The sequence below is a fragment of the Marinibacterium profundimaris genome, from assembly GCF_002210095.1.
Taxonomy (GTDB): Bacteria; Pseudomonadota; Alphaproteobacteria; order Rhodobacterales; family Rhodobacteraceae; genus Marinibacterium; species Marinibacterium profundimaris.
The window spans coordinates 118,415-142,262 of sequence record NZ_AQQR01000005.1; the positions used below are offsets into that span (position 1 = coordinate 118,415).

The following is a 23,848-nucleotide window of genomic DNA, read 5'->3' on the forward strand; positions in this document are numbered from 1 at the left end:
GCCGGGCGCGCCGATCTCAGGGAAGGTTCAGCGCCCGGTTCGGGAGAAGAAAACCGGGCGCCTGGTGCATCACGACAGGTGATGCACCTCCTGCAGGCCGTAGACGAGGGTGTCCAATCCCTCCATCCGGGCCTTCAGCTGCAGGGCGAGGTAGAGCGAATAATGCCGCGACTGGTGCAGGTTGCCGCCGTGGAACCACAGGTTCTCCTGCTGGGTCGGCTTCCACATGTTGCGCTGCTCGCCCTCCCAGGGGCCAGGGTCCTTGGTCGTGTCCGATCCCAGCCCCCAGACCTTGCCGACCTTGTCGGCGATCTCCTGGCTGATCAGGTCGGCGGCCCAGCCGTTCATGCTGCCATAGCCGGTGGCCAGGACCACCAGGTCGGCCTCCAGCCGCGTGCCGTCTTCCAGCACCACCGCCGTTTCGTCGAAGTGATCGACCTGGCCCTTCACCAGCTTCACCTTGCCGTCGATGATCAGCTGGCTGGCGCCCACGTCGATGTAATAGCCCGATCCGCGCCGCAGGTACTTCATGAAAAGACCCGAGCCGTCGTCGCCCCAGTCGAGATCGAAGCCGGCCTTTTCCAGCCCCGCGTAGAAGTCCGCGTCGCGCTCGCGCATCTGCTCGTATAGCGGGATCTGGAATTCGTGCATGATCCGGTAGGGCAGGGAGGCGAAGACCATATCGGCCTTCTCGGTCGTCATGCCGTTGGCCACCGCCTCTTCGGAATAAAGCGCGCCCAGCCCGATATTCATCAGCGTGTCCGAGCGCACGATATGGGTGGAGGACCTTTGTACCATGGTGACATCGGCATCGGCCTCCCACAGCGCGGCGCAGATGTCATGGGCCGAGTTGTTGGAGCCGATCACGACGACCTTCTTGCCGGTCCAGGCGTCCGGCCCCTCGTGCTGCGAGGAATGCTGGATCGTGCCCTTGAAGCTGTCCATGCCGGGGAAGGAGGGGATGTTGGCCTTGCCCGACATGCCGGTGGCCAGCACCAGCTGCGTGGGTTTCAGCACCACGGTCTCGCCGTCGCGGTCGACCTCGACCGTCCAGGTGCCCGAGGCCTCGTCGAAGCTGGCCTTTTTCACCTCGGACCGGGTCCAGTAGTTCAGCTCCATCACCTTGGTGTACATCTCCAGCCAGTCGCCGATCTTGTCCTTGGGCGTGAAGACGGGCCAGTTGTCGGGAAACTTGATGTAGGGCAGGTGGTCGTACCAGATCGGGTCATGCAGGCAGAGCGACTTGTAGCGGCTGCGCCACTGGTCGCCGGGGCGGTCGTGCTTGTCGAGGATGATGGTCGGCACGCCAAGCTGGCGCAGACGGGCGCCAAGCGCGATGCCGCCCTGACCGCCGCCGACGATCACCGTGTAGGGCTGCGTGTCGTAGCCCAGCGTGGCGGCCTCCGCCTCGCGCCGTTCCTTCCAGCTGGCGCGGTTCTTCTCGGCCCCGTGTTCGGCGCCCATCGGGCGGCGCGTGCCGCGGTTCTCCTCGAAGCCCTTCAGCTCCTGCATGGCGGTCAGCAGGGTCCAGATCCGCCCGTCCTTCAGGCGCATAAGTCCCCAGCCCCGGCCCAGCCTGGTCTCGAACGTGATCCAGGCGGTGATGATGCCGCCGTCCTCCGCCGGCGTCTCGCCGTCCTGGATCGCGAAATGGCCGGGCTGCGTCAGCGGCAATTGCTGGGTGAGCATGTCGGTCACGCCGTCGGGCCCCTCCACGGTCTTGAGGTTCCATGTCACGGCCACGAGGTCCCGCCAGTAGCTGTCGGTGGCAAAGAGCCCGGCGGCGCGGGCCACGTCGCCGGCGTCCAGCGCGGCGTTGAGGGTGTCCAGCACCTCCTGGGTCTGGGTCGTAACGGTTGTGTCGAGCATCGCGTTTCCTCCTCTGAACGATCCGCTGTCGCGCAGTATCGCGGCCCATCCGGCGCGCGATCCATCGCGGGATGCGCGCGCGCGCCGGAAATCCCGGTGCCGCGCCGCGGCATGTTGCGCGCGCAACGTCGCGCAACCGCTCAGCCGTGCGGCTGCAACCCGGCCTGGCGCATGCGGCGCAGCACGGTCGACCGGTGCACGCCCAGCCGACGGGCCGCGCGCGCCATGTTCCAGCCGCAGGCCTCCATCACCTGCTCCAGCGTCTCCTCGGTCGCGCCCGCCCCGGCCGCCGCATCCACCGGCGCCGGCAGGTCCGGCTGATCGATCACACGCCCGTCGCAAAGGGCCACGGCCACGTCGAGCACCTGTTCCAACTCGCGGATATTGCCGGGCCACGGGCGGCCCAGCAGGTCGGCCCGGGCCGAGGGCGACAGGCGCATGTCCTCGGGCGCGCGCCGCCACAGCAGCCGGTCGAGCAGCCACCCCAGGTCCTGCCGCTGCCGCAGCGGCGGCAGGGCAAGCGTCGCACCGGCGAGGCGATGGAACAGCGGACGCGGCAGGTCGAGCGCGCCGGGCGCCAGGCACGTGGTCGAGACCGGCCGCAGCCCGGTGTCGCCGTCGAGAACCGAGGCAAGGGCCGAGGCGGTGTCAGGCGCCAGCTCTTCGATCCGGCGCAGCAGAAGGGTGGCGGGGCCGGTGAGCGTGGCGCAGGCCTCGCGCAAGGCCTGCGGGGTAAGCCCGGCGCAGTCAATCCCCAGGAAACCGCGGTTGGCGCCGGTCATGTGGATCGTGTGCGCCAGCTTCGTCTTGCCGGTCCCGGTCTCTCCGGTGAGCAGCAGGGGGACCTGCGTCGGGGCAAGCCGCGCGGCGTGGGTCAGCATCTGCTCCATCGCCGGGTCGTCGCCGGCCAGCCCGGCCAGCGGCCCGCCGCGCCGGTTGCTGCGCGGCGCGGTGCGCGGCGCCTGGGGCGCGATGGCATGGCCGAAGAGCGCGCCGCCATCGCGCATCTCGATGATCCTGTCCTCGGTCGGGCGGTCGCGCATCAGGTCGGGCAGGTCGTCGATGGTCAGGTTCAGCACCTCGTCGATGCGCCGCCCCAGCACCTCCTGCCCGTCCGGGAACAGCCGCCGCGCGCCCCTCGTATATCCCAGCACCCGGCCGGACCCGTCGAGCCGCACGGCGGTCTCGGGATCCACGTCCAGGAACTCCGGGCTGTCGGACAGGCGCAGCACCCAGTCGCGGCGGCTTTCGGCCATCAGGTTGGCCATCTCCACCCGCCGGGTGGCATTGGTCACCAGGCTCATCGCAAGGTTCTGGCTGCGCTTCGGCGCGGGCGAGCGCAAAAGCGAGATGTCAAGCACCGCGGCCAGCCGCCCGAGACTGTCGAAGATCGGCGCGGCGGTACAGCTGAGCGTGGTATGGGCGTTGCCGAAATGGTCGTCCTGGTGGACGGTCACCGGCGCCTGGGTGACGATGCAGGCCCCGACGCCGCAGGTGCCGGCCAGGTCCTCGGACCAGTTCGATCCCAGGTAGAGCCCCGCCGCCCGCAGGTCGTCGACGAAGAGCGCGTCGCCGAAGAAGTCGACGCAGACGCCTTCGGCGTCGGTCAGCAACAGCACGTAGTTCTGCCCGGCGACCTGCCGGAACAGGCTTTGCAGGCTGGAGCGCGCGGCGCCGACCATGCGCTCGGCCTGCTGGCGGTGATCGCGCAGCTCTGTTTCCGTAACGATATGGGCCGGATCGCGCCGCATCGGATCCATGCCGTAGATTTCGACACAGCGCTTCCACGACGCGGACACGAAACCATCGCGCCCGGTCTGGCCGCCGCTCAGCACCCGTTCGATCTCCTCGACGTGCTGACGATCGCTCATGATGTCGATCCTCCCCCGGTTGTATCCTAGCACAGGCAGGACGGTATCCGGGAAGAGACTTTCGTCGGCCGTCCTGTCGGGTCCTGGGGTGGTTCCGGACTGGCGCGGCGGCAGGGCAGGATGGCGGGGGACCAGGCGTGGCTGTCCTTGGGATGGAATCCGCCTGACCGGTGCAAGCCATCTGGCGGGATGGATTCGCAAAATTGGAAATCAATTTTCGTAGTATTTGATTTTAATTCTATACTTCAGGATATCTGTCCTGATCGGATTTACTAAAATCGAAACTTTGCGCCGCCTCCCGGTCCGGTGGCGCGCACATTTCGGCCCCAATCCCCGGCGAAAACCGACCCCGGTTGATCGCAAGGGGGATTTGACATGCGTGGCACCGCCGCTGAACACCGGGACGTCGATGACCTGGTGCGCAATTCCGACGAGGAATTGGACATCGCCAAGTTTGCCAGCCGCGCCGCGGCCGAGGCGGGCCCGTTCGTCATCGAAACGGGCCGGGCCGAAAGCGGCCGTATCACCGACGCCATGTTCGGCGGGAATTACTTCTTCGCCAACGGCAACGCCAACATCAGCGACGCCAGCTTCGCGTGGTCGCAGGCAATGGCCGGCGTGACCCACTGGCGCTACCCGGGCGGCTCCATCTCGGAGAAGTCCTTTGACATGACCGACAGGCGCCATTTCGACCGGACGCCCGCGGATTTCATCGACGCGCCCAGCGGCGATACCGTCGTCCCGATGTCGCGTTTCCTCGAGCTTGCCGCGCGGACCAACACTTCGATCACCATGGTCGTGCCGACCCGCGAAGGGTTGATCGGAGATGCTGTGAAGACCGGTGTCCACCAGCAGGCCGTGGTCCGCGAGGTCAGCCAGGCTTACCTGCGCGAACTGTCGGAGTTCATCGGTGAAGCCGTTGAAATCGCGCGATACTGGGGCGTGAAGATCGAGGCCTTCGAGATCGGCAACGAATTCTGGGGCTCGGGCCAGATGAACCAGGTCGAATACGGCAAGCTGGCCGGCCTGGCGGCGGTCCGGATTCACGACGCGCTGGAGACGGCGCGCTACGACGCCGACATCCTGGTCCAGACCGTGCATTCGCGCAACGAATACAACACCAACGCCTCGTCCTTCAACGAGCAGCCCCGCGAGATCGCCGCCGGCATCAAGGCGGCCGGTGCCGCCGACCTGATCGACGGCATCGTGAACCACGTCTACGCGCGCAATTTCAGCGTCGACGACGGCGGAAAGAATGTGGCCTTCGGCTCCTATGCGAAACTGGAGGCGGCGCTGTCGGCGGGTCCCAACGGACGGTCCGCCAATGCCGGCGAGCTGAGCTACGGGCTGACCGAATGGAACCTGCAGGCGGCCAAGGCGGGGGAGTACGGGTATGGGCTGAAGCAGGCCGGCATCATCGTCGAGATGTTCCACGAGGCGGCGACGAGCGGCATCGACAATGCGCAGATCTGGAAGGTCATGGGCTCGTCGATGAAATCCACCGCGCTGGTTCATACGCCGGAGGTGAATTCGTCGGAGGGGCCGACACTGAAACACTCGGGCGCCGTCTATGAGATGCTGTCGTCGTCCGTCCAGGGGCTGGTGGCAAGTGCCGGCGGCGATCTGCTGGACATACCGGGGGAATATGACGTCGAATATTCCACCTATGTCAGTGCCAAAAAGAATGTTGCCTTCATCGTCAACCAGAGCCCCTATCAGCAATCGCTGACCGTGGATTTCGGCGCGCTGGTGGAGGATTTCGGAAAGTCCTATTTCATCACGGCAACGATCCTGGGCGACGATGCCCCGGCCCATGCCAGCGCCGAGGAACTGGTCACGTCTCGGGTCGTCTATTCGCACCCGACGGCGCGGGACATGAACTGGCGCGACGGCATTGCCGAGATCAAGCTGAAGGACTGGGAAATCCTGCAGCTGGAAGCCACCGCGATCACCCCAAAGGCCGACGTCCTGCGTGGCGGTGCCGGCCGGGACGTGATCATCGGCAAGGGCGGGCACGACCGGCTGCAGGGCAATGAAGGCAACGATGTGCTCATCGGTGGCTCGGGGGGGGATCTTCTGGCCGGTGGGCCGGGGCGCGACCGGGCGCAATACATCAACTCGAAACATGGGGTCGTGGCGGACCTGCAGGTCAGCGGCCGGAACACGGGCCAGGCCGATGGCGACCGCTTCGTCGGTATCGAGGATCTGTTCGGCACGCGGTTCGATGACGCGCTGAACGGCGATGACGGGAGAAACCGGCTCTTCGGGCACAACGGCAATGACCGGCTGCTGGGGCGGGATGGAAACGACGTGCTCTACGGCATGAACGGCAACGACCGCTTCATCTTTCGCCGGGGCGACGACAAGGACCGGATCCTTGATTTCGAGGCCGGCGCCGACGAACTCGTGCTGAGAAACCTGGGCGACCGGTTCACGCTGGACCGGATCGAGCGGCTGTCGGTGCAGAAGGACGACATGCTGGTGCTGCGGCTGGGGGAGGGCGACCTGATCAAGCTGAACGGCGTCACCTTCGACGAGATCGCGCAGGATATCCTGCTGATCTGAGGTTCCGGGCCGGCCAGTCACGGCCGGAGCGGGCAGGCGCGGCGTGTCATCGGCAAGAAGGGGAAGAGGCAGAGCACATAACGCATCGCGCAGACGGCGCCGGCACCCCCGTCCCCCAGGGGGCCTGCGCCGAACCGGAAGCCGCCGCACGGCCATCCCCCGGCCGGCGGCGGCTTTTCCCCTTCGTCAGCCCTTCCAGGCTGCCTCATGTCCGCAGGCGCCCCTCACGCCCCTGGACTCTCGCCCTGCAGAACCAGATGCCCGGGTAAGGTGATCCGGCCGGGCTGTGCGGGACCTTCCCCCCGGGTAAGGTCCGGTACCCGGGCGTCCGGGATCAGGCGGGCAGGGGCGGGCGTTCGGCGGCGACGCCCAGCTCGGCCTCCAGCGCCTGGCCGAGGTTGAGGATCGTGCCCTCGTCGAACAGCCGGCCCCAGAGAGAGATGCCTTGCGGCACGCGATGCGTCTCGCCCTCGCCAGCCTTGCCGGTGGTCAGCTTGCCCTCGCCGAGGGAGGCCGCGCCGCGGGTGGCGACCTGCAGGAAGCCCGCGCGCAGGTGCAGGCAGGGATGGCCGGTGAAGTTGGAGGCCACGAGCATCGGCCCGGTCATGAAGGGGCCGATCAGCGCGTCGACCTCGCGGAACATGCCGTCGAGCGCCTGCATCACCAGGTAGCGCAGGCGGTCGATCTGGACGTGGTCCACCGCCGAAAGGAAGCGTGCCTTGCGGTGGGTGTTGGGCCAAGCGCCGTCGTCCTGCCAGGTGAGCGTGTCGTCCAGATCGGAGAGTGTCAGGTGCTCGAAGGCGGCCGCGGCCTCGGCGTAGAGGCCGTTCATCAGCGAGCCATAGGGCAGATCGGGGAGCGAGACCTCGACCACCTCGATGCCCAGCCGTTTCGCGGCGGCGAGGGCCGCGTGGTCCACGTCGGTTGAACCTTTGCCGAAGGCCTCGGGCAGGTAGCCCAGCGTCAGCTCATGGGTCCCCTTGGTCGCGTCAAAGGCGAAGGGGGCGGCGATGGTGCAGCGGTCGTCGATATCGGCGCCGTTGATCGCGTCGAGCACCAGCGCGCAATCCTCCACGCCCCGGCACATCGGCCCGATCTTGTCGAGCGACCAGCAGAGCGCCATGGCCCCCGCGCGGCTGACCCGACCGAAGGTGGGGCGCAGGCCGGTGGTGCCGTTGCGCTGGCAGGGCGAGGTGATGGAGCCGAGGGTTTCGGTGCCGATGGAGAAGCCGCAGAGACCGGCGGCGGTGGCCGAGCCGGAGCCGGCGGAGGAGCCGGAGGAGCCCTCCTCGGGGTTCCAGGGATTGTTGGTGCGGCCGCCATACCAGATGTCGTTATAGGCCAGCGCGCCCAGCGTGGTCTTGCCCAGCAGCACCGCGCCGGCCTCGCGCAGCAGCGTCACGACGCGGGCATCGGTGTCGGGCACCCGGTCGCGGTAGGGTTCGGCGCCCCAGCCGGTGGTGATGCCGGCGGTGTCGAAGAGGTCCTTCACGCCGTAGGGGATCCCGTGCAGCGGGCCGAGGTTTTCGCCCTTCGCGGTCAGGTCGTCCATCGCGTCGGCCTGGGCCAGGGCGAGGTCGGGCGTGACCGTGGCGTAGCAGTTCAGCAGCGGGTTCAGCGCCTCGATCCGGGCGAGGTAGATTTCGGTCAGGCGGCGGCTGGTCAGGGCGCCGGAGCGGATCCAGACGCCAAGCTCGGGCAGGGTGGCGAAGGCGATGTCCTCGTCCGCCGCGAGCAGCGGGGTGTCGGGCGTGCTGCCGGTGACGCCGGAGGCGGTGGGCATTTCGAACCCCGGCAGGCGGGGGTCGAAGCGGGTGGCCATGGGGACGGCGTTCGGAATGTCGATCTTGCGCCGGGCGACCGCGCTGTCGATCTGGCCGTCGAGATTGCCGGCCATCTGGGCCCGCTCGCGCGGTGTATAGGCGATGCCAAGCAGCTTCTCGGCGCTTTCGATGTCCTGCTCGGTGATCCCCTTGTTCGCCATGGCCTTCTCCCTTGTTCCCGCTGCTACTCGTCCGTCCCTTGCAGGCCGGCCTCGTGATGGCTCAGACCTGCTGGCGCACGTCGAGCGCGTCGCGCAGCCAGTCGCCGATGAAGTTGATCGACAGCACCACCAGCATGATCGCCAGCCCCGGGAAGACGCCCAGCCACCAGGCCCGGGTGATGAAGCCGCGCCCGTCCGCCAGGATCAGCCCCCAGGTCGGTGTATTGGCGTCGACGCCGAGGCCCAGGAACGACAGGCTCGCCTCGCCCAGGATGGCGTAGGAGACGCTGACTGTGGCCTGCACGATGATCGGCGCCACCGCGTTGGGCATGACATGGATCAGCAGGGTACGGGCTTTGGAAAAGCCCAGCACGCGGGCGGCGTCGATATATTGTTCCTCGCGCAGGGTCAGGGTCATCGACCGTGCGATGCGGGCGAAATCATCGACGAAGGCGAGCGAGATGGCGACGATCACGTTCAGCAGGCCGGTGCCGAAGACCGCGACGAGGTAGACCGCGATGATGAAGTTCGGGAAGGCCCATTGCAAGTCGATGTAGCGCATGATGACCATATCGACCCAGCCGCCGAAATAGCCCGCCACCAGCCCCAGCGCGACACCGACCACCAGGGCCAGCGCCACGGTGGCAAAGCCGATGAAGAGCGACACGCGCGTGCCGTAGAGGATGCGGCTGAGCAGGTCGCGGCCGAGGTCGTCGGTGCCCAGCGGGTGCGCCCAGCTGAGGCCGCCCATCATGTCGAGCGTCATCTCGTTGGGGTCGTATTGCGCCAGCAGTGGCGCGAAGGTCCCGGCCAGCACGAAAAGCACCAGCACCAAGAGCCCGGCCTGCGCCTTTCGGTCGGCGGCCAGTGTCGACACCAGGCGGGAGCGGCGTTTCGGCGGGGCGGAGACGTCTTGAGCGATATCGGTCATCAGTGCAGCCGGATGCGGGGGTCGATCACGCCGTAGAGCAGATCGACGAGGAGGTTGGAGAAGACGAAGATCGCCGAGACGACGAGCACCGCGCCCTGCACGACCGGGTAGTCGCGGTTCAGGATGCCCTCGATCAGCACGCGGCCGAGGCCCTTGATGGCAAAGACGTTCTCGACCACCACGGCACCCGAGATCAGCAGGGCAAAGGCAATGCCCATGACTGTGATCACCGGGATCATCGCGTTGGGCAGGGCATGGCCGAACATCAGCATCCGCGGCGTCAGCCCCTTGGCGCGGGCCGTGCGCATGTAGTCGGAGCTGAGAACCTCGAGCAGGGAGGACCGGATCATCCGGGCGATGATGGCCGAGAAGGCCGTGCCGATGGCGATGGCCGGCAGGATCAGGTGGCGGAACCATTGCCAGAGCCCGTCCTCGATCGGGACATAGCCGATGGCGGGCAGCCATTGCAGGTTGGCGGCAAAGACGATGATCAGCAGGATCGCCAGCCAGAAATCCGGCATCGAGAGCCCGAGGAAGGCAAAGAGCGAGACGGTCGTGTCTGTCGCCGTGTTGCGCCGCGTGGCCGAGAGGATCCCGGCGGGCAGGGCGATCACCATGGCGATCACGAAGGCCAGAAGCGAAAGCGACAGGGTGCGGGGGATCGCCTCGACGATGATCTGGGTAACGGGGATGCGGCTGCCGTAGATGGAATTGCCCAGATCGCCCTGCAGCATGTTCCAGAACCAGATCCCGTATTGCACCACCAGCGACCGGTCGAGCCCGAGGCGGCGGCGCATGGCCTCCATCTCTTCGGGGCCGCCGGCATCGGCCAGCATGGCGGCGATCGGGTCGCCGGGGACAAGGCGGAGCATGAAGAAGACCAGCGTCGCCACCGCCCACATGACGATGACCGATCCGATGAACCTGCGCAGGATATAGCCACCCAAAGTGCGAAGCCCTTTCGTTACAGTGGGGTGCCGAGGCGGGAGACCCGCCCCGGCGACTGGTCAGCCCAGCGTGACGCGGTCGAAATCATGCAAGCCGGGGATGCGGCTTTCGGCCGGGAAGTTCACCGATTTGTGGCGAACCTGTACGTCGACGGGATGATAGAGGAAGCCGCAGGCTACCCGGTCAGAGGTGATCTGGTTCGCAGCCTGGACCATTTCCCTGCGCTTCTCGAGATCGGCGGTCACCGATTGCTCCATGATCAGCTCGTCCGCTTCGGCGTTTGAGAAGTATCCGAAGGCGTATTTCTCCTTGTCGCGGGTGCGGCCATTGAACTTGCTGTCGGTGATCATCCAGTCGACGATGCCATCGTCGGGGTCGTAATCCCCGCCCGATCCGCCGAGCCGCATGTCATATTCGTTGCTGTTGAAATCCTCGATCCCGACCGAGAATTCCTTGGGTGTCACGTTCACCGTGATCCCCAGCACCTGCTTGTAGATATTGGCCAGCACCAGCCCGTTGCGCTTCTGCGCCGGGGTGGTGATCAGCTCAAGCTCGGGGAAGCCCTCGCCGCCGGGGAAGCCGGCATCGGCCAGCAGCTGCTGCGCACCTTCCGGATCGAAGGCCTGCTGCGATTTCTCGGCGATGTCCTCGTCGTAATAGAAGGCCATGGCCGGGTTGATCGTGCCGTAGCCGGGCACGGCATAGCCGAAATGCGCCTGCTGGACATAGGTGTCGCGGTCCAGCGCCTTGGCGAGCGCGAGGCGGACCTTGAAGCCCGGCTCTTCCATCAGCTCTTCCATCGGCTTGTTGAAATCGGTGACCTTCATCGGGTCGCGCCAGGGGTTCAGCCAGACGGACTGGAAGCCCGGCGCCGGCTTGATGTCGACGACCAGATCCGGGTTCTCCTTGAACCGGTCGATCAGCTGCGAGGCGATCGGGTTGCCGCCGATATACTGGATGTCACCGGCCTCCAGCGCGGCGGCGATGGGCTCGACCCCGTCGATGGGACGGATCACCACCTTGTCGAGCTTCGGCCGTTCGGGGTCGAAGTAATCGGCGAATTTCTCCAGCGTGACGCCCTGGCCCAGCACATGTTCGGTGATCATGAAGGGGCCGGTGCCGACGGGGGCGAGGCCGTAATCGGATTCGCCCATCTCCTCGATGGCGCGCTTGCTGACGATGGTCATGGCGCGTCCCGAAGCGCGTTCGAGCGTCTTGGCCAGGAAGGACGCCTGCGGCGCCTTCAGCGTGAATTTCACCTCGTAATCGCCCAGCTTTTCAAGGCTTGCCACGTTGGCCAGGTTGCCGGCGTGGATCGAGATGTCGGGGTTGGACGAGCGTTCGTAGGTGTAAAGCACGTCATCGGCGGTGAAGGGATCGCCGTTGTGGAATGTGACGCCCTCGCGCAGCTTGAACGTGTATTCCAGCCCGTCCTCGGACACGGTCCAGTCCTCGGCCAGGTCGCCCTGGGCGACCAGCTCGTTGTCGATGTGCATGAGGCCCGAAAGCACGTTCGACGTGATCTGGAACTGCAGCACCTGGTCCATCTTGGCGGGGTCCAGCGTCACGATCTCGGTCACGCCGGCCCAGCCGCAATTCAGCGTGCCGCCGGCTGCGCCCTGCGCCGTTGCGGCCCCTGTCAGCCCGCCGGGCACCAGGTGGGCCGCGGTCAGCGTGCCGCTGGCGGCCAGCAGGCGCAGCGTGGCGCGGCGCGACAGTTTCGGGCCGGACATCTCCTTCGCGGTCAGCCCGAACAGCGGATCCTTCGGGTCGAAATCATGGGCGTCATCCCAGAGCTTGCGCAGCGTCCGGCGTAGTTTCGGGTCGTCCGTGGTCATGATGATGTCCTTTGCGTGGTGGTTGGATGGTCAGGCGCCTGCGGAGAGTTCCAGCAGGCGACAGAATGCTCCGACGCGACGGTCAGGAGAGCGGGCGATTCAATGCGGCAACGCTCGGTTGCGAGCGGGCAGCGGGGATGGAAGACGCAGCCCGAGGGCGGGTTGGCCGGGCTGGGCACTTCGCCGGCCAGCGGTTCGACATGCCGGCCGGCCTCGACCGCGGGGTCGGGGTTGGGCACGGCGTCGATCAGCGCGCGGGTATAGGGATGGGTCGGGTTCGAAAACAGCACCTCGGACGGTGCGCTTTCGACGATCCGCCCGAGGTACATGACCGCCACGTGATCGCAGATGTGGCGCACGACCGACAGGTCATGGCCGATAAAGAGATAGGTCAGGCCCAGGTCGCGCTGGAGGTCCTCCAGCAGCGTGATGATCTGCGCCTGGATCGAGACATCGAGCGCCGAGACCGCCTCGTCCGCGACGATCAATTCGGGGTCCATGGCCAGCGCCCGGGCGATGCCGATGCGCTGGCGCTGTCCGCCGGACATCTCGTGCGGATAGAGCCCCTCGAACCGGCGGGGCAGGCCGCAGAGGTCGAGCAGGCGGTGGACTTCGGCCTTGATCTCGGTCGGTGGCTTCAGCCCGTGGACGCGGATCGGCTCGGCGATGATCTGGCCGGCCTTCTGGCGCGGGTTAAGCGAGGAGAACGGATCCTGGAACACCGCCTGCATCTTGCGGCGGTAGTCCATCATGTCGGGGCCCAGCATCAGGGAGACATGCTCGCCCGCGTAGCGAATGCTGCCCGAGGTCGCCTCTTCCAGCCGCAGCGCGGCGCGGGCGACGGTGGACTTGCCGCAGCCGCTTTCGCCGACCAGCCCGAAGGCTTGCCCGCGCTTGATCTCGAAGCTTACGCCGTTGACGGCGCGGATCCGCCCGACCTCGCGCTTGAAAAGCCCTTCTCGGATCGGAAAATGGACATGGACATCATCGAATTCCAGGAGAGTTTGTGCTGCGCTCATGCGGCCCCCATGGATTTGGCGACGGGGTGAGCCACGGTGTCGGACTGCTCGCCGGTGTCGGGATGCCAGCAGGCGACGGCGTGGTCGCCATGCATCTCTAGCCGTGGCACGTCACGGCGGCACCGGTCGGTCGCGGCGCCGCATCTGGGGTGGAAGCGGCAGCCGGGGACATGCTGCATCGGGTCCGGCGGGGCGCCCGAGATCGGCCGCAGGGGCACGTCGCGTGGAATGTCGAGCCGCGGGACCGAGTTCAGAAGCCCGCGCGTATAATGATGCATTGGCGCGCGGTAGAGTTCGGCGGCCGCGGCCTTTTCGACGATGCGCCCGCCATACATCACCGCGACGTTCTGGGCGTAGCGCGCCACGATGCCGAGGTTATGCGTGATCAGCACCAGCCCCACGCCATGATCGCGGCAGATGCGCGCCGTCAGCGACAGGATCTGCGCCTGGATCGTCACGTCGAGCGCCGTGGTCGGCTCGTCGGCGAGGATCAGGCTGGGCTTGCAGGACAGCGCGATGGCGATCATCACGCGCTGGCGCATGCCGCCCGAAAGCTGGTGGGGATATTGCTTAAGTCTTTGCTGGGGATCTGAAATTCCGACCTCTTCCAGAAGTTCGATGGCGCGCGCCTTCGCCTGCCGCCGGGTCAGCCCCAGCTTCAGCCGCATGCCTTCGGTGATCTGGTGCCCGATGGACCGCACCGGGTTCAGCGATGTCATCGGCTCCTGGAAAATCATCGCGATTTCGCTGCCGCGCAGGGCGTTTCTTGCGGGCTCGTCCAGACCGGTGATTTCCTGATCAGCGTAGCGAATCGACCCTGACGAGACGGTCAGCCCCTCGCTCAGCAAGCCGATCACGGCCAGGGCGCTCAGCGATTTGCCGGACCCCGATTCCCCCACGATCGCCAGCGTTTCACCGCGGTCGACGGAAAAGCTGGCGTCGTGAACAAGGCGATGGACAACGCCGTCACGTTCCACGTCGATTGCCAGGTTTTTCACGCCGAGAAGGGGCATTCAGGTCCTCTCTGTCAGGGTGATGTCACGCTGGACACCGGGGGTCATTTCGCATTATCGTTATCATTATCGATATTAACGGTGAGCGGAACGTCCCTGTCAATGGTGTCTGGAAACGGGTTGAAGGAATTGCTGGCGGCCAGCCCGGCGATCGGCGGAAAAAAGTCTGATGTCGCATACGCAATAATCAAGCGTGCCATCATATTGCGGAACTTCGGACCCGGGATGCTGCTGCGCGAGCAGGAGTTGGCCCGGGAGTTCCAGTGCAGCCAGGGCACGGTACGCGAGGCGCTGATGCGGCTGGACGAGGACGGGCTGGTCGAGCGGTCGGGCTATCGCGGGACGCAGATCACCGACATCAGCCATGCCGAGGCCGCCGAGATGGTGCGCGTGCGCCTGTCGATCGAACAGGCCGTGGCCCGTGCCATCGCCAGGGACGGGCTGGCCGATCACGACCGCGAAGGCATCGAACAGATCATCGCCGCCATGGACCAGACCCAGGACCGGGAGGATCACCTGCAGGCCAGCGAACTCGACCGGGCCTTCCACGCCCGGCTGGCCCGGGCCTCGGGCATGTCGCTGCTGTCGCCGATCCTCGAACGCTGCTCGCTGCACATCCATCGCTTCACCCTGGGCGGGCTGGAAGTCCCGCGCGAATTCTTCCGGGAAAGCGGCGTGGCCGAGGAACACCGGCTGTTGCTGGATGCCGTGTCGTCCGGCGACGAGGCCCGTGCCACCACCGCCATTGCCGACCACCTGCGCAACGTGCTGGAACGTTGGGCGCCCTCGCTGCTGGACGCTGTGGGGCCGGAGGCCTTCACTCCGCAGGCGATTGTGCCGCGTCCCTCGACATAAAGGATCAGCCATGGGCCAGTTCACCACGCGGCCGGAGATCACGGGCACCTTCGGCGTCGCCACCTCGACCCACTGGATCGCCTCTTCGGTCGGCTTCGGGATCCTCGAACGCGGCGGCAACGCGTTTGACGCGGCTGTCGCCATGGCCTTCGTCCTGCACGTGGTGGAGCCGCATCTGAACGGCCCCGGCGGCGAGGTCCCGGCGCTGATCCGCACCGCCGATGGCCCGGTGAAGGTGCTGATGGGGCAGGGCTGTGCGCCCGCTGGCGCCACGATCGAACATTATCGTTCCGAAGGGGTTGAGATGATCCCCGGCTCCGGTCTGCTGGCGACGGTGATCCCCGGGGCCTTCGATGCCTGGATGCTGCTGCTGCGCGATCACGGCACGGTGGCCCTGGCCGAGGTTCTGGCCCCCGCGATCCATTACGCACGTGCAGGGCATCCGGTGCTGGAACGCGTGTCGCTGGCCATCGCCGGGCTGAAAGCGCTGTTCGAGGCGGACTGGCCCAGCTCGGCCGCGACCTGGCTGTTGCGGGGCGAGGCGCCGGCGCCGGGGTCGTTGTTCCGCAATCCCGACCTGGCCGATACCTGGGACAGGGTCGTGGCCGAGGCCGGGGCGGTGTCGGGCCGTGAGGCGCAGATCGACCGGGCGCGGGATGCCTTTTACCGCGGGTTCGTGGCCGAGGCGATCGGGGCGTATCTTAGGAATGCCGAGGTCATGGACGGCGAGGGCATGCGCCGCAAGGGTGTGCTGACCGCCGACGACATGGCGGGGTGGAGCGCCGGCTACGACGCGCCGGTCAGCGTCGATTACGGCGGCTGGACGGTGAACAAGACCGGCGCCTGGGGGCAGGGGCCGGTGCTGCTGCAGACGCTGCAGATGCTCGGTCACACGGGGATCGCAGAGATGGAGCCGGGCAGCACGGAGTTCATCCATACCAGCGTCGAGGCGCTGAAACTCGCCATGGCGGATCGCGAGGCTTATTACGGGGATCCGGAACAGGGCAACATCCCGTTGGCCAGCCTGCTGTCGGACGACTACGCGAAGGCGCGCGCGGCGCTGATCGGCGCCGAGGCTTCGCTGGACCAGCGGCCGGGGCGGATCGAGGGGCTGGACCACCTGGCGGAGGCCGCCGTGACCCGCGCCGCGCAGATCACCGACCGTTCGGTCGGCGCGGATGCGGGCGAGCCGACCATGGCGCACCTGGCCAACCGGCGCGGCGACACGGTGCATATCGACGTGATCGACCGCTGGGGCAACATGATCTCGGCCACGCCCTCGGGTGGATGGCTGCAATCCTCGCCGGTGGTGCCGGGGCTGGGCTTTCCGCTGAACTCACGGGCGCAGATGTTCTGGCTGGACGAAGGGCTGCCCACCAGCCTTGCCCCGGGCCGGCGGCCGAGGACGACGCTGTCGCCCTCGCTGGCGGTGCATCAGGACGGCACGGCCATGGCCTTCGGCACGCCGGGCGGAGACCAGCAGGACCAGTGGCAGCTGATCTTCTTCCTGCGCCTGGTGCACGGACAGGCGAACCTGCAGGAGGCGATCGACGCGCCGTTGTGGCATTCGATGCATTTCACGCCGTCCTTCTATCCGCGCGTGGCGCAGCCGGGGCGGATGATGATCGAGCCGGGCGTGGGCGAGCAGACCATCGCCGCCCTGCGCGCGAAGGGCCATGACGTGGAGGTCGGCGAAGACTGGAGCATCGGGCGGCTGACGGCCGCCGCGCGCGATCCGGCCGGCCTGCTGCGTGCGGCGGCGACGCCGCGGCTCATGCAGGCCTATGCGGTCGGTCGGTAGAACCGCCTGGGGGTCACTCCGACTGGATGCTCTCCAGGTAGACGATGATATTGGCCAGCGGCAGGCCTGTCAGCATGGTCTGGCCGCTGGGCAGGCGCAGGGGGATGTTCTGGTCGGCCTCGAGGTAGGGGCCGAAGATCGGCATGTCCCCGCCATGGGCCAGCATCCGGTCGCGCCCGTCGATCTGTCGGGCGACCTCGGCGGTCGGGAAAACCCCGCCGTTATTGGCCGCCAGCACCGTCAGGTCGGGTGTCGCGACTGCCAGCATCTCGGCCATCGGGCCGCCGCCCGTCGCATCCGCTCCGTGGCATTGCGCGCAATGAAGCCGGAACAGCTCCTGCCCGTCGGATGGATCCGCATCCTGCGCCGCGGCCGCCCCGGCCACGAGCAGCAGTCCAAGGCTCACTAATCTCAGCATACCTGGCCCTCCGCTTGGTTGCTGCCGTGATTGCAGCACCGGAGGCAATGCGTTTCAAGCCCCACGTCGCCGGCTGGCCATCCTGCCCCCGCGCCCTTCCTCGGTGCGGAGGCAATCCGGGGCCTCAGCCGTGGCTGTAGGAGCCGCGCTCTTCCTCGGTGAGGGGGGTGGTCACCGGGTGGGCGTCGAAATGGGCGATGGCCCGCTCGATGTCTTCGACCAGCAGCTGCGCCATGTCCATCGACACGCCCTGCCGCACCATGACCCGCATGATGGTGATATCGGACGCCTTGCCGGAGAGGTTGAAGGCCGGCACCTGCCAGCCGCGCTCCAGCAGCTTGGCCGACAGGTCGTAGAGCGTGTAGGGCAGATCGGCGCCGTCGCGGATGCGGAAGCAGACGGCGGGGATGCCGGCCTTGGGATCGCCGGTGTTGATGAAGTCGAAGGGGCCGAGCTTCTCCAGGCGCGACGACAGGAACTGCGCCACCTGGTAGCTGGCGTCCTGCACCCGGCGATAGCCGTCGCGGCCGAGCCGGTTGAACAGGTAATACTGGCTGACGATCTGCCCGGCAGGACGCGAGAAGTTGATCGCGAAGGTGCCGACAGAGCCGCCCAGATAGGGAACCGAGAACACCAGGTCATCCGGCAGCTCGGCCTTGTCGCGCCACACGATCCAGCCCACACCCAGCGGTGCCAGCCCGTACTTGTGCCCGGAGGTCGAGATGGACTTGACCCGGGGCAGGCGGAAATCCCATTCGATCTCGGGCGCGCAGAACGGGCCGAGAAACCCGCCCGAGGCCGCGTCGACATGGATGTCGATGTCCAGCCCCTTTTCCTCCTGCAGCTTGTCCAGCGCGTCCGACAGCGGTTTGACCAGCTCGTAATGGCCCGTGTAGGTGACGCCGAAGGTGGGCACCACGGCGATGGTGTTCTCGTCCACCAGCTCCAGCATGGATGCGGGGTCCATCTGCAGGCGGTCCGGGGTCATCTCGACCTCGCGCTTTTCGATGTCCCAGTAGCGGCAGAACTTTTCCCAGCAGACCTGCACCGGGCCGCAGACGAGGTTCGGCTTGTCGATCGGCTTGCCCTCGGCCTGGCGTTTCGCGCGCCAGCGCCATTTGGCGGCCATCCCGCCCAGCATGCAGGCCTCGGACGAGCCGGTCGTCGAGGTGCCGATCGTGTCCTCGGCATCGGGGGCATTCCACAGGTCGGCCAGCATATGCGCGCAGCGGATCTCAAGCTCGGCGGTCTGGGGGTATTCGCTCTTGTCGATCATGTTCCGGTCCATGGAGAAATCCATGATCTTGTGGACCTCTTCCTCCTCCCAGGTCTGGCAGAAGGTCGCCAGGTTCTGGCGCGGGTTGCCGTCCAGGAAAAGCTCGTCCTCGACCACCTGCATGATCGCCTTGGGATCGTGTTCGATCTCGGGGAAGGCGTATTTCGGCAGCGGCCGCGCCAGGTCGCGGGCGGCATAGGTGCTGTCGTAAAGCTTTTCGCGGATGTCGTCCTTGGACACGAGGGTCATGATCTGGGTCTCGCCTGTGGTCTGGGGAAAATTCGTTATTTCCCATTGGGTTGGATCGGCCGGGGCCAGCGTTCCGAAGTTGGCTAACGCAAGACTTGGGCGAATTGGCGACCAAAGTCGAAAGAAAAGTGGCCGCTGTGCGGGCTCTGCGAGGGCGTGGCGGGGGGTGTTTGCGGGTGGTTCACGCCCCTTGGAAACCGACGGCGATACGGGTCGGGCCCGGCGCCGGCAGGACCATCGCCCGGACCAACTTGGGAGCCGTCAGCGGGGGGTGTCCGGATCCGCGCCGGTTCCGGTCGTGTCGGCGGCGCGCGCGCGGGCCAGGGCATCGCGGAGCGCCCGGGCCAGGTCGGGCAGAGGGCAGGGCTTGCGCAGCACCTTGAGGTCGAGATGCGCGACCTCGTCGGCGCCGACATCGGCGAAGCCGGTCATCAGGACGGCCGCGACGTCCGGATGCCGGGACCGCAGGTGTTCGGCCAGGCCGAGGCCGGAATGGGTGCCAGGCATGACGATGTCGCTCAGCACCAGGTCGAAGGATGCCCCGCTGTCGAGCCTCTCGATCGCCGCATCGGCGGTCTCGGCGGTCTCGACCCGGTAGCCCAGGCCGCGGACCAGTTCGGCCATCGGTTCGCGCAGGTCGTGCTGATCCTCCACCAGCAGGATCCGTTCATCATTGCCGCGCGCAAGCTCGGGCGCGGCCTGCGTCGGCGGGGCGGTGTCTTCGGCGGTGACGCGGGGTACGCGCAGGCGGACCGTCGTCCCCAGCCCCGGTTCGGAATAGATCGACAGGAGCCCGTCGCTGCGGGTGACGAAGCTTTCGACCATGGCCAGCCCCAGGCCGGTGCCTCCGGTCTCAGTCTTGGTCGAGAAGAACGGATCGGTGGCGCGCTGGCGTACGTCCTCGGTCATGCCGGGGCCGTTGTCGCTGACCGAGATCTCGACCACCGGTTGCCGTCCCGGCCCGGTATCGGCATCAAGCAGGTCGTAGCACCGCAGCTGGACCGAGACCGTGTCGCCCTTGCCGGCGCCTGTAATCGCGTCGCGCGCGTTCAGGATCAGGTTCAGCAACGCGGTTTCCAGCTCGCTCCGGTCGCAATGAATGTGGACATCCTCGGCCACCTCTTCGATGTCCAGCCTGATCGTCTCGCCGATGACGGGGCGGGCCAGCGCCTCGGTCTCCTTCAGGCTGCGGGCGACGTTGACGGCGCGTGCCGGTTCGGGCGAGCGGCGGGCGAAGGCCAGCAGCCGCCGGGTCAGGTCGCTGCCGCTGCGCACGGTGTCGATGATGCGGTCCAGAAGCGGCTGGTCCGGCACTTCGGCCATCATCTTCGCCAGCTCGGCATTGTAGAGCACCGTGGCCAGGATATTGTTGAAGTCATGGGCCAGCCCGCCGGTCAGCTGCCCCATCGACGACAGCCTGTGCGAGCGGTCGAGCTTCTGCCGGGTCAGCTCGTTGTCGTGTTCGTCCTCCACGATCAGCAGGGCGCGCAGGGCGGTTCGGCTGTCGTGGATCGCGTCTCCGGACACGCGGACAAACCGCGGCTGGTGGTTGCGGTCGCGGCGAAAGAGGCAGACGTGACCGTGGACCGGCTCGCCCGAAAGCGCGCGCTGCAGCGGGTCGTCGCCGTTCGTGAAGGGGGCGCGGCTGACGGGGTCGAGGAACTCGGCCTCATCGGGCCAGCGGGCGGGCGCGGTGGCGTCGGTGGAGGCCAGCAATGCGCGGCCGCTTGGATTGATGACCGCGATCTCGCCGCCGGCGTCAAAGCCGAAGATCGCCTGACGGGTGTTCGCCATGATCGAGCTCAGCCTCTCGTTGGCGGCCAGCGCTTCGGCGCGCAGGCGTTCGGCCACCGTCTTCGCGCGCCAGTTCTGGGCCAGGAAGGCCAGCAGGGCCAGCAGCAACACGACCCCCCCGGCGCGGAAGAGACGCTGCAGGCGTTCGGGCGTCCAGTAGGGCGGCGTCTCCAGCCAGGTGCGCGACAGGCGGCGATAATCGGAAGTTCCGAGATAGCCGGGAATGACGACGTCAAGCCGCCGCTTCAGATCGCCAACCCCCGGGCGCATGGCGATGGCAAGCCCGTTGCTGAAGATCGGAGCGTTCAGGCGCGTGACCTCGTCCTGCAGGCCTTCCTCGTCCAGCAAGTCCGAGACCGAGAGCGCGGGATAGATCAGCACGTCGATCTCGTCGTTGCGCAGCGCGTCGATGCCGGCGGCGACGTTCTCGATGGGGATCACCGGCGCGCCGATCTCCGCCTCGATCCGGGCCCGGATGGGGCTGGTGAACTGCAACCCCACGCGCAGGTCGGCCAGGTCGGTCGGCGCCGTGATCTGCAGGTTGGACCCGGCGCGCACATGCGGGGCATAATCGATTGTCTGGATCGGCAGCGAGAACTCCAGCTGCTGGCTTTCCTCTGCATTGACGCTGCGCGCCGGGACCAGATCGAAGGCGCCGGGGCGCGGTCCGGCGGCCCAGCTTTCGCCGGTGATCGGCTCGAACTGCAGATCGACGCTGGCCCGTTGGGCGAGGGCGCGCAGAACCTCGACCGAGAAGCCCGTGAGCTGGCCGTCCTCGGTGATCACCTGATAGGGCGGGAAATGCGTCACCCCCACGGTCAGCGCCTCGGGCGGCTCCGGAGGGAGCACCATCGCCCAGCGTTCGCGCAGCACCTCCAGCGCGCCGGAGGTTTCGATCCGTTCGAGCGCGTCGCTTACCCGGGGGCCCAGCCCGGCCCGGCTGTCGGACAGGGCCAGGTAGAACTGCCGGGACAGGACCGGCGGCGACGTGACCCGGACCAGCTCGCCGATCCCTGCGCTTCTGATCGTCCGATCGCCGCGGGCATGGACCATGACGACCCCGTCGACCTCTCCGATCAGCAGCTTGCCCAGGGCCGTGATCTGTTCGTCGAATGTGATCAGCTCGGCGCCCTCGGGCAAGGACATGCCGGCGGCGGCCGTGTTGCGGATCACACCGATCCGCCGGCCCTGGAACGTGTCGATGGTCCAATCGTTCGGCGCGTCATTCCGGACATAGAGAACGAAATGGAGCTGAGCGACCGGTCCGTAGAACAGGTGGATGTCCTGCAACGCCCGCAGGCGGCCGATGGAGCCGATCATGTCCGTCTCGCCGTCGCGCGCCGCCTCGATCAGCGCCGCGGGCGTGTCGTATTCGACGAAGTCCAGCTCCAGCCCGGCCTCGTCCGCGACCATGCGCGCCACGTCGGCGGCAAAGCTTATGACCTTGCCGTCCGGAGCCAGGGTGCCGAAGCCGGGCGCCGATACCCAGGGCACCCGCAAAGGCGCCTGCGTCGCGCCCGGGTCCGCAGATTGTCCCTGCGCGCGCAGGGGCAGTGGGACGGTCAGGAGGAGGGCGATGGCCAGCAGGCACGGCAGGATCCGGCTCACGGCGCGGCGGACAATGCGCTTGAAGTGCCGAGTTGACATGAGGGCTCCGAAACGGAATGGATACTGCAACTATAGGTGGATTTCACGCTACAACCGTGGGCGGGTGCTGTCCAAGAGCATTCTCGCTCCGGGTGCTTCGGCTGACTGTCGGATCCTGCGGAGGATCCGGGGAGGTCGCGGCGGGGCGGACAGAACCGGGCAATCGGGGGCATCATGCCGGACACGGGCGTCATACTGGTTGTCGATGACAACGAAGATTTCCTTACCGTCCTTTCGGATGCGCTGGCACTGCTGGGCTATGAAACGCGGGCCCTGTCCGATCCGGACGAGGCGCTTGGCGTGCTGGGCGCGGGAGAGAGCTTTGACGCGCTCGTGCTGGACATGATCCTGTCGGAGGATGTGTCGGGCCTTGACGTGGCGCGGAAAGCGCGCGCCGAGGCGCCCGGACTTCCGGTCGTCTTCCTGACCGGCGACCAGACGGTGGCCGTGGATGCGGAAACCCGGCGGCTGGGGCCGGTTATCGCGAAAACCGATGGAATCATGGCGATCCGGGACGCGCTCCGGGCCATTTGAATGGTGTCCCCCGCCGGCGATCTGCCGCCCCGACAGCCGGGGCAAACGCGACCCTTCCCGCCTTTCAACCGGGTGTCCAGGTCAATTGACACAGGCCTTTGGGCCTGTTTCCGCAGGCCCTGTGTCGCTCTTGCGGTCCGGGACACCCGCGAACAACGCAACGGTTGAAAAAAGTATTATTATATGACTTATTCGGGTCGAGGCTTCGGCCTGAACAGGGAGGAAATCATGAAGACTTTGATGCTTGGTGCGGCCTTGGCTGCGCTCTCTACAGGTGTGTCCGCTCAGACCATCGGTTTTTCGCAGATCGGTTCTGAATCCGGCTGGCGCGCGGCGGAAACCACCGTGACGAAGCAGGAGGCGGAAGCCCGCGGGATCGACCTGCGCTTCTCCGACGCACAGCAGCGGCAGGAGAACCAGATCGCCGCGATCCGCTCCTTCGTGGCGCAGGGGGTCGATGCGATCCTGCTGGCGCCCGTGGTGGCGACCGGCTGGGATTCGGTTCTGGAAGAGGCCAAGGAGGCCGACATTCCCGTGGTCCTGCTGGACCGGAAGGTCGACAGCTCGGACGACCTGTACCTGACGGCCGTGGGCTCGGACCTGGTGCATGAAGGCGAGGTTGCCGGCCAGTGGCTGGTCGACAACAAGCCCGAGGGCGAATGCCGGGTGGTGGAACTGCAGGGCACGACCGGGTCGTCCCCCGCGATCGACCGGGCCAACGGCTTCCGCGCGGCGATCGAAGGGCACGATGACATCGAGATCGTGCGCAGCCAGACCGGCGATTTCACGCGCTCGGGCGGCAAGGAAGTCATGGAGAGCTTCCTGCAGGCCGAGGGCGGCGGCGACAATATCTGCGCGCTTTATGCCCATAACGACGACATGGCGCTGGGTGCGATCCAGGCGATCAAGGAAGCCGGGATCGACCCGGGCGACGACATCCTGATCGTGTCGATCGACGCGGTGCCGGATATCTTCAAGGCGATGGCCGACGGCGACGCCAATGCCACGGTCGAGCTGACGCCGAACATGGCCGGCCCGGCCTTCGACGCGCTGGAAGCCTTCATGGCCGACAAGTCGGCGCCGCCGAAGTTCATCCAGACGGAATCGGCGCTTTACACGCAGGCCGATGACCCGATGGCCGAATACGAAGCCCGCAAGGATCTCGGCTACTGACCTTCGAGCAGGGCCGGGCGGCCACGTGCTGCCCGGCAGGGCGCGCCCCCGCACGGGGGCGCG

General features: G+C 67.0%; 17 protein-coding genes. 5 read left to right on the top strand and 12 right to left on the bottom strand.

Annotated features, from left to right (window positions below; genetic code table 11):
• Positions 1–69 precede the first annotated feature (69 nt).
• Together ATO3_RS14245 and ATO3_RS14250 are read right to left on the bottom strand one after the other, a co-directional pair.
• Positions 70–1,869 carry an NAD(P)/FAD-dependent oxidoreductase gene (locus tag ATO3_RS14245; RefSeq protein ID WP_088650541.1) on the bottom strand — a complete coding sequence of 600 codons (1,800 nt, stop codon included), beginning with the start codon at positions 1,867–1,869 and terminating at the stop codon, positions 70–72.
• Between the two features lie 140 nt (positions 1,870–2,009).
• Complete coding sequence (locus tag ATO3_RS14250; RefSeq protein ID WP_088650542.1) at positions 2,010–3,740, bottom strand: sigma-54-dependent Fis family transcriptional regulator; 1,731 nt, start codon at positions 3,738–3,740, stop codon at positions 2,010–2,012.
• Positions 3,741–4,115: 375 nt separating this feature from the next.
• Between ATO3_RS14250 and ATO3_RS14255 the strand changes: the two genes are divergently transcribed.
• Complete coding sequence (locus ATO3_RS14255) at positions 4,116–6,305, top strand: calcium-binding protein (RefSeq protein WP_088650543.1); 2,190 nt, start codon at positions 4,116–4,118, stop codon at positions 6,303–6,305.
• A 334-nt stretch (positions 6,306–6,639) separates the two neighbouring features.
• Here ATO3_RS14255 and ATO3_RS14260 read toward each other — a convergent pair whose 3' ends face one another.
• From ATO3_RS14260 to ATO3_RS28850, 7 genes are all read right to left on the bottom strand, one after another.
• Positions 6,640–8,289 carry an amidase gene (locus ATO3_RS14260; protein ID WP_088650544.1) on the bottom strand — a complete coding sequence of 550 codons (1,650 nt, stop codon included), beginning with the start codon at positions 8,287–8,289 and terminating at the stop codon, positions 6,640–6,642.
• A gap of 61 nt (positions 8,290–8,350) precedes the next feature.
• Positions 8,351–9,220 (bottom strand): ABC transporter permease, encoded by an 870-nt coding sequence (locus ATO3_RS14265; protein WP_088650545.1) that lies wholly within the window; start codon positions 9,218–9,220, stop codon positions 8,351–8,353.
• Complete coding sequence (locus tag ATO3_RS14270; protein ID WP_088650546.1) at positions 9,220–10,167, bottom strand: ABC transporter permease; 948 nt, start codon at positions 10,165–10,167, stop codon at positions 9,220–9,222. The genes ATO3_RS14265 and ATO3_RS14270 overlap by 1 nt, the downstream gene beginning before the upstream one ends.
• Positions 10,168–10,227: 60 nt before the next feature.
• Positions 10,228–12,006, bottom strand: a complete 1,779-nt coding sequence (locus ATO3_RS14275; protein ID WP_088650547.1) for an ABC transporter substrate-binding protein — start codon at positions 12,004–12,006, stop codon at positions 10,228–10,230.
• The gene (locus ATO3_RS14280) at positions 12,003–13,025 is read right to left on the bottom strand and encodes an ABC transporter ATP-binding protein (protein ID WP_088650548.1); all 1,023 of its coding nucleotides are present in this window, start codon (positions 13,023–13,025) and stop codon (positions 12,003–12,005) included. Before ATO3_RS14280 ends, ATO3_RS14275 begins: the two co-directional genes overlap by 4 nt.
• Positions 13,022–14,038, bottom strand: a complete 1,017-nt coding sequence (locus ATO3_RS14285) for an ABC transporter ATP-binding protein (protein ID WP_088650549.1) — start codon at positions 14,036–14,038, stop codon at positions 13,022–13,024. The genes ATO3_RS14280 and ATO3_RS14285 overlap by 4 nt, the downstream gene beginning before the upstream one ends.
• Positions 14,039–14,082: 44 nt before the next feature.
• Entirely contained in the window at positions 14,083–14,241 is a 159-nt protein-coding gene (locus ATO3_RS28850; protein WP_158217977.1) for a hypothetical protein, read from the bottom strand.
• 22 nt (positions 14,242–14,263) lie between these two features.
• On the opposite strand from ATO3_RS28850, the gene ATO3_RS28520 reads away from it, so the two are divergent.
• Together ATO3_RS28520 and ATO3_RS14295 are read left to right on the top strand one after the other, a co-directional pair.
• Complete coding sequence (locus ATO3_RS28520; protein ID WP_233152151.1) at positions 14,264–14,893, top strand: GntR family transcriptional regulator; 630 nt, start codon at positions 14,264–14,266, stop codon at positions 14,891–14,893.
• A gap of 10 nt (positions 14,894–14,903) precedes the next feature.
• On the top strand, positions 14,904–16,694 hold the full coding sequence (locus tag ATO3_RS14295) for a gamma-glutamyltransferase family protein (RefSeq protein ID WP_088650550.1): 1,791 nt from the start codon (positions 14,904–14,906) through the stop codon (positions 16,692–16,694).
• 13 nt (positions 16,695–16,707) lie between these two features.
• Here ATO3_RS14295 and ATO3_RS14300 read toward each other — a convergent pair whose 3' ends face one another.
• The 3 genes from ATO3_RS14300 to ATO3_RS14310 all read right to left on the bottom strand — a co-directional run bounded on the left by ATO3_RS14300 (position 16,708) and on the right by ATO3_RS14310 (position 22,078).
• Entirely contained in the window at positions 16,708–17,112 is a 405-nt protein-coding gene (locus ATO3_RS14300; protein ID WP_088650551.1) for a c-type cytochrome, read from the bottom strand.
• A gap of 124 nt (positions 17,113–17,236) precedes the next feature.
• Positions 17,237–18,637: a glutamate decarboxylase gene (locus ATO3_RS14305; RefSeq protein WP_088650552.1), complete on the bottom strand. Its 1,401-nt coding sequence runs from the start codon at positions 18,635–18,637 to the stop codon at positions 17,237–17,239.
• Between the two features lie 261 nt (positions 18,638–18,898).
• Positions 18,899–22,078: a transporter substrate-binding domain-containing protein gene (locus ATO3_RS14310; RefSeq protein WP_088650553.1), complete on the bottom strand. Its 3,180-nt coding sequence runs from the start codon at positions 22,076–22,078 to the stop codon at positions 18,899–18,901.
• A gap of 174 nt (positions 22,079–22,252) precedes the next feature.
• Between ATO3_RS14310 and ATO3_RS14315 the strand changes: the two genes are divergently transcribed.
• Together ATO3_RS14315 and ytfQ are read left to right on the top strand one after the other, a co-directional pair.
• Complete coding sequence (locus ATO3_RS14315; protein ID WP_088650554.1) at positions 22,253–22,612, top strand: response regulator; 360 nt, start codon at positions 22,253–22,255, stop codon at positions 22,610–22,612.
• Positions 22,613–22,840: 228 nt separating this feature from the next.
• Positions 22,841–23,785: a galactofuranose ABC transporter, galactofuranose-binding protein YtfQ gene (ytfQ, locus tag ATO3_RS14320; RefSeq protein WP_088650555.1), complete on the top strand. Its 945-nt coding sequence runs from the start codon at positions 22,841–22,843 to the stop codon at positions 23,783–23,785.
• The last annotated feature ends 63 nt before the right edge of the window (positions 23,786–23,848 follow it).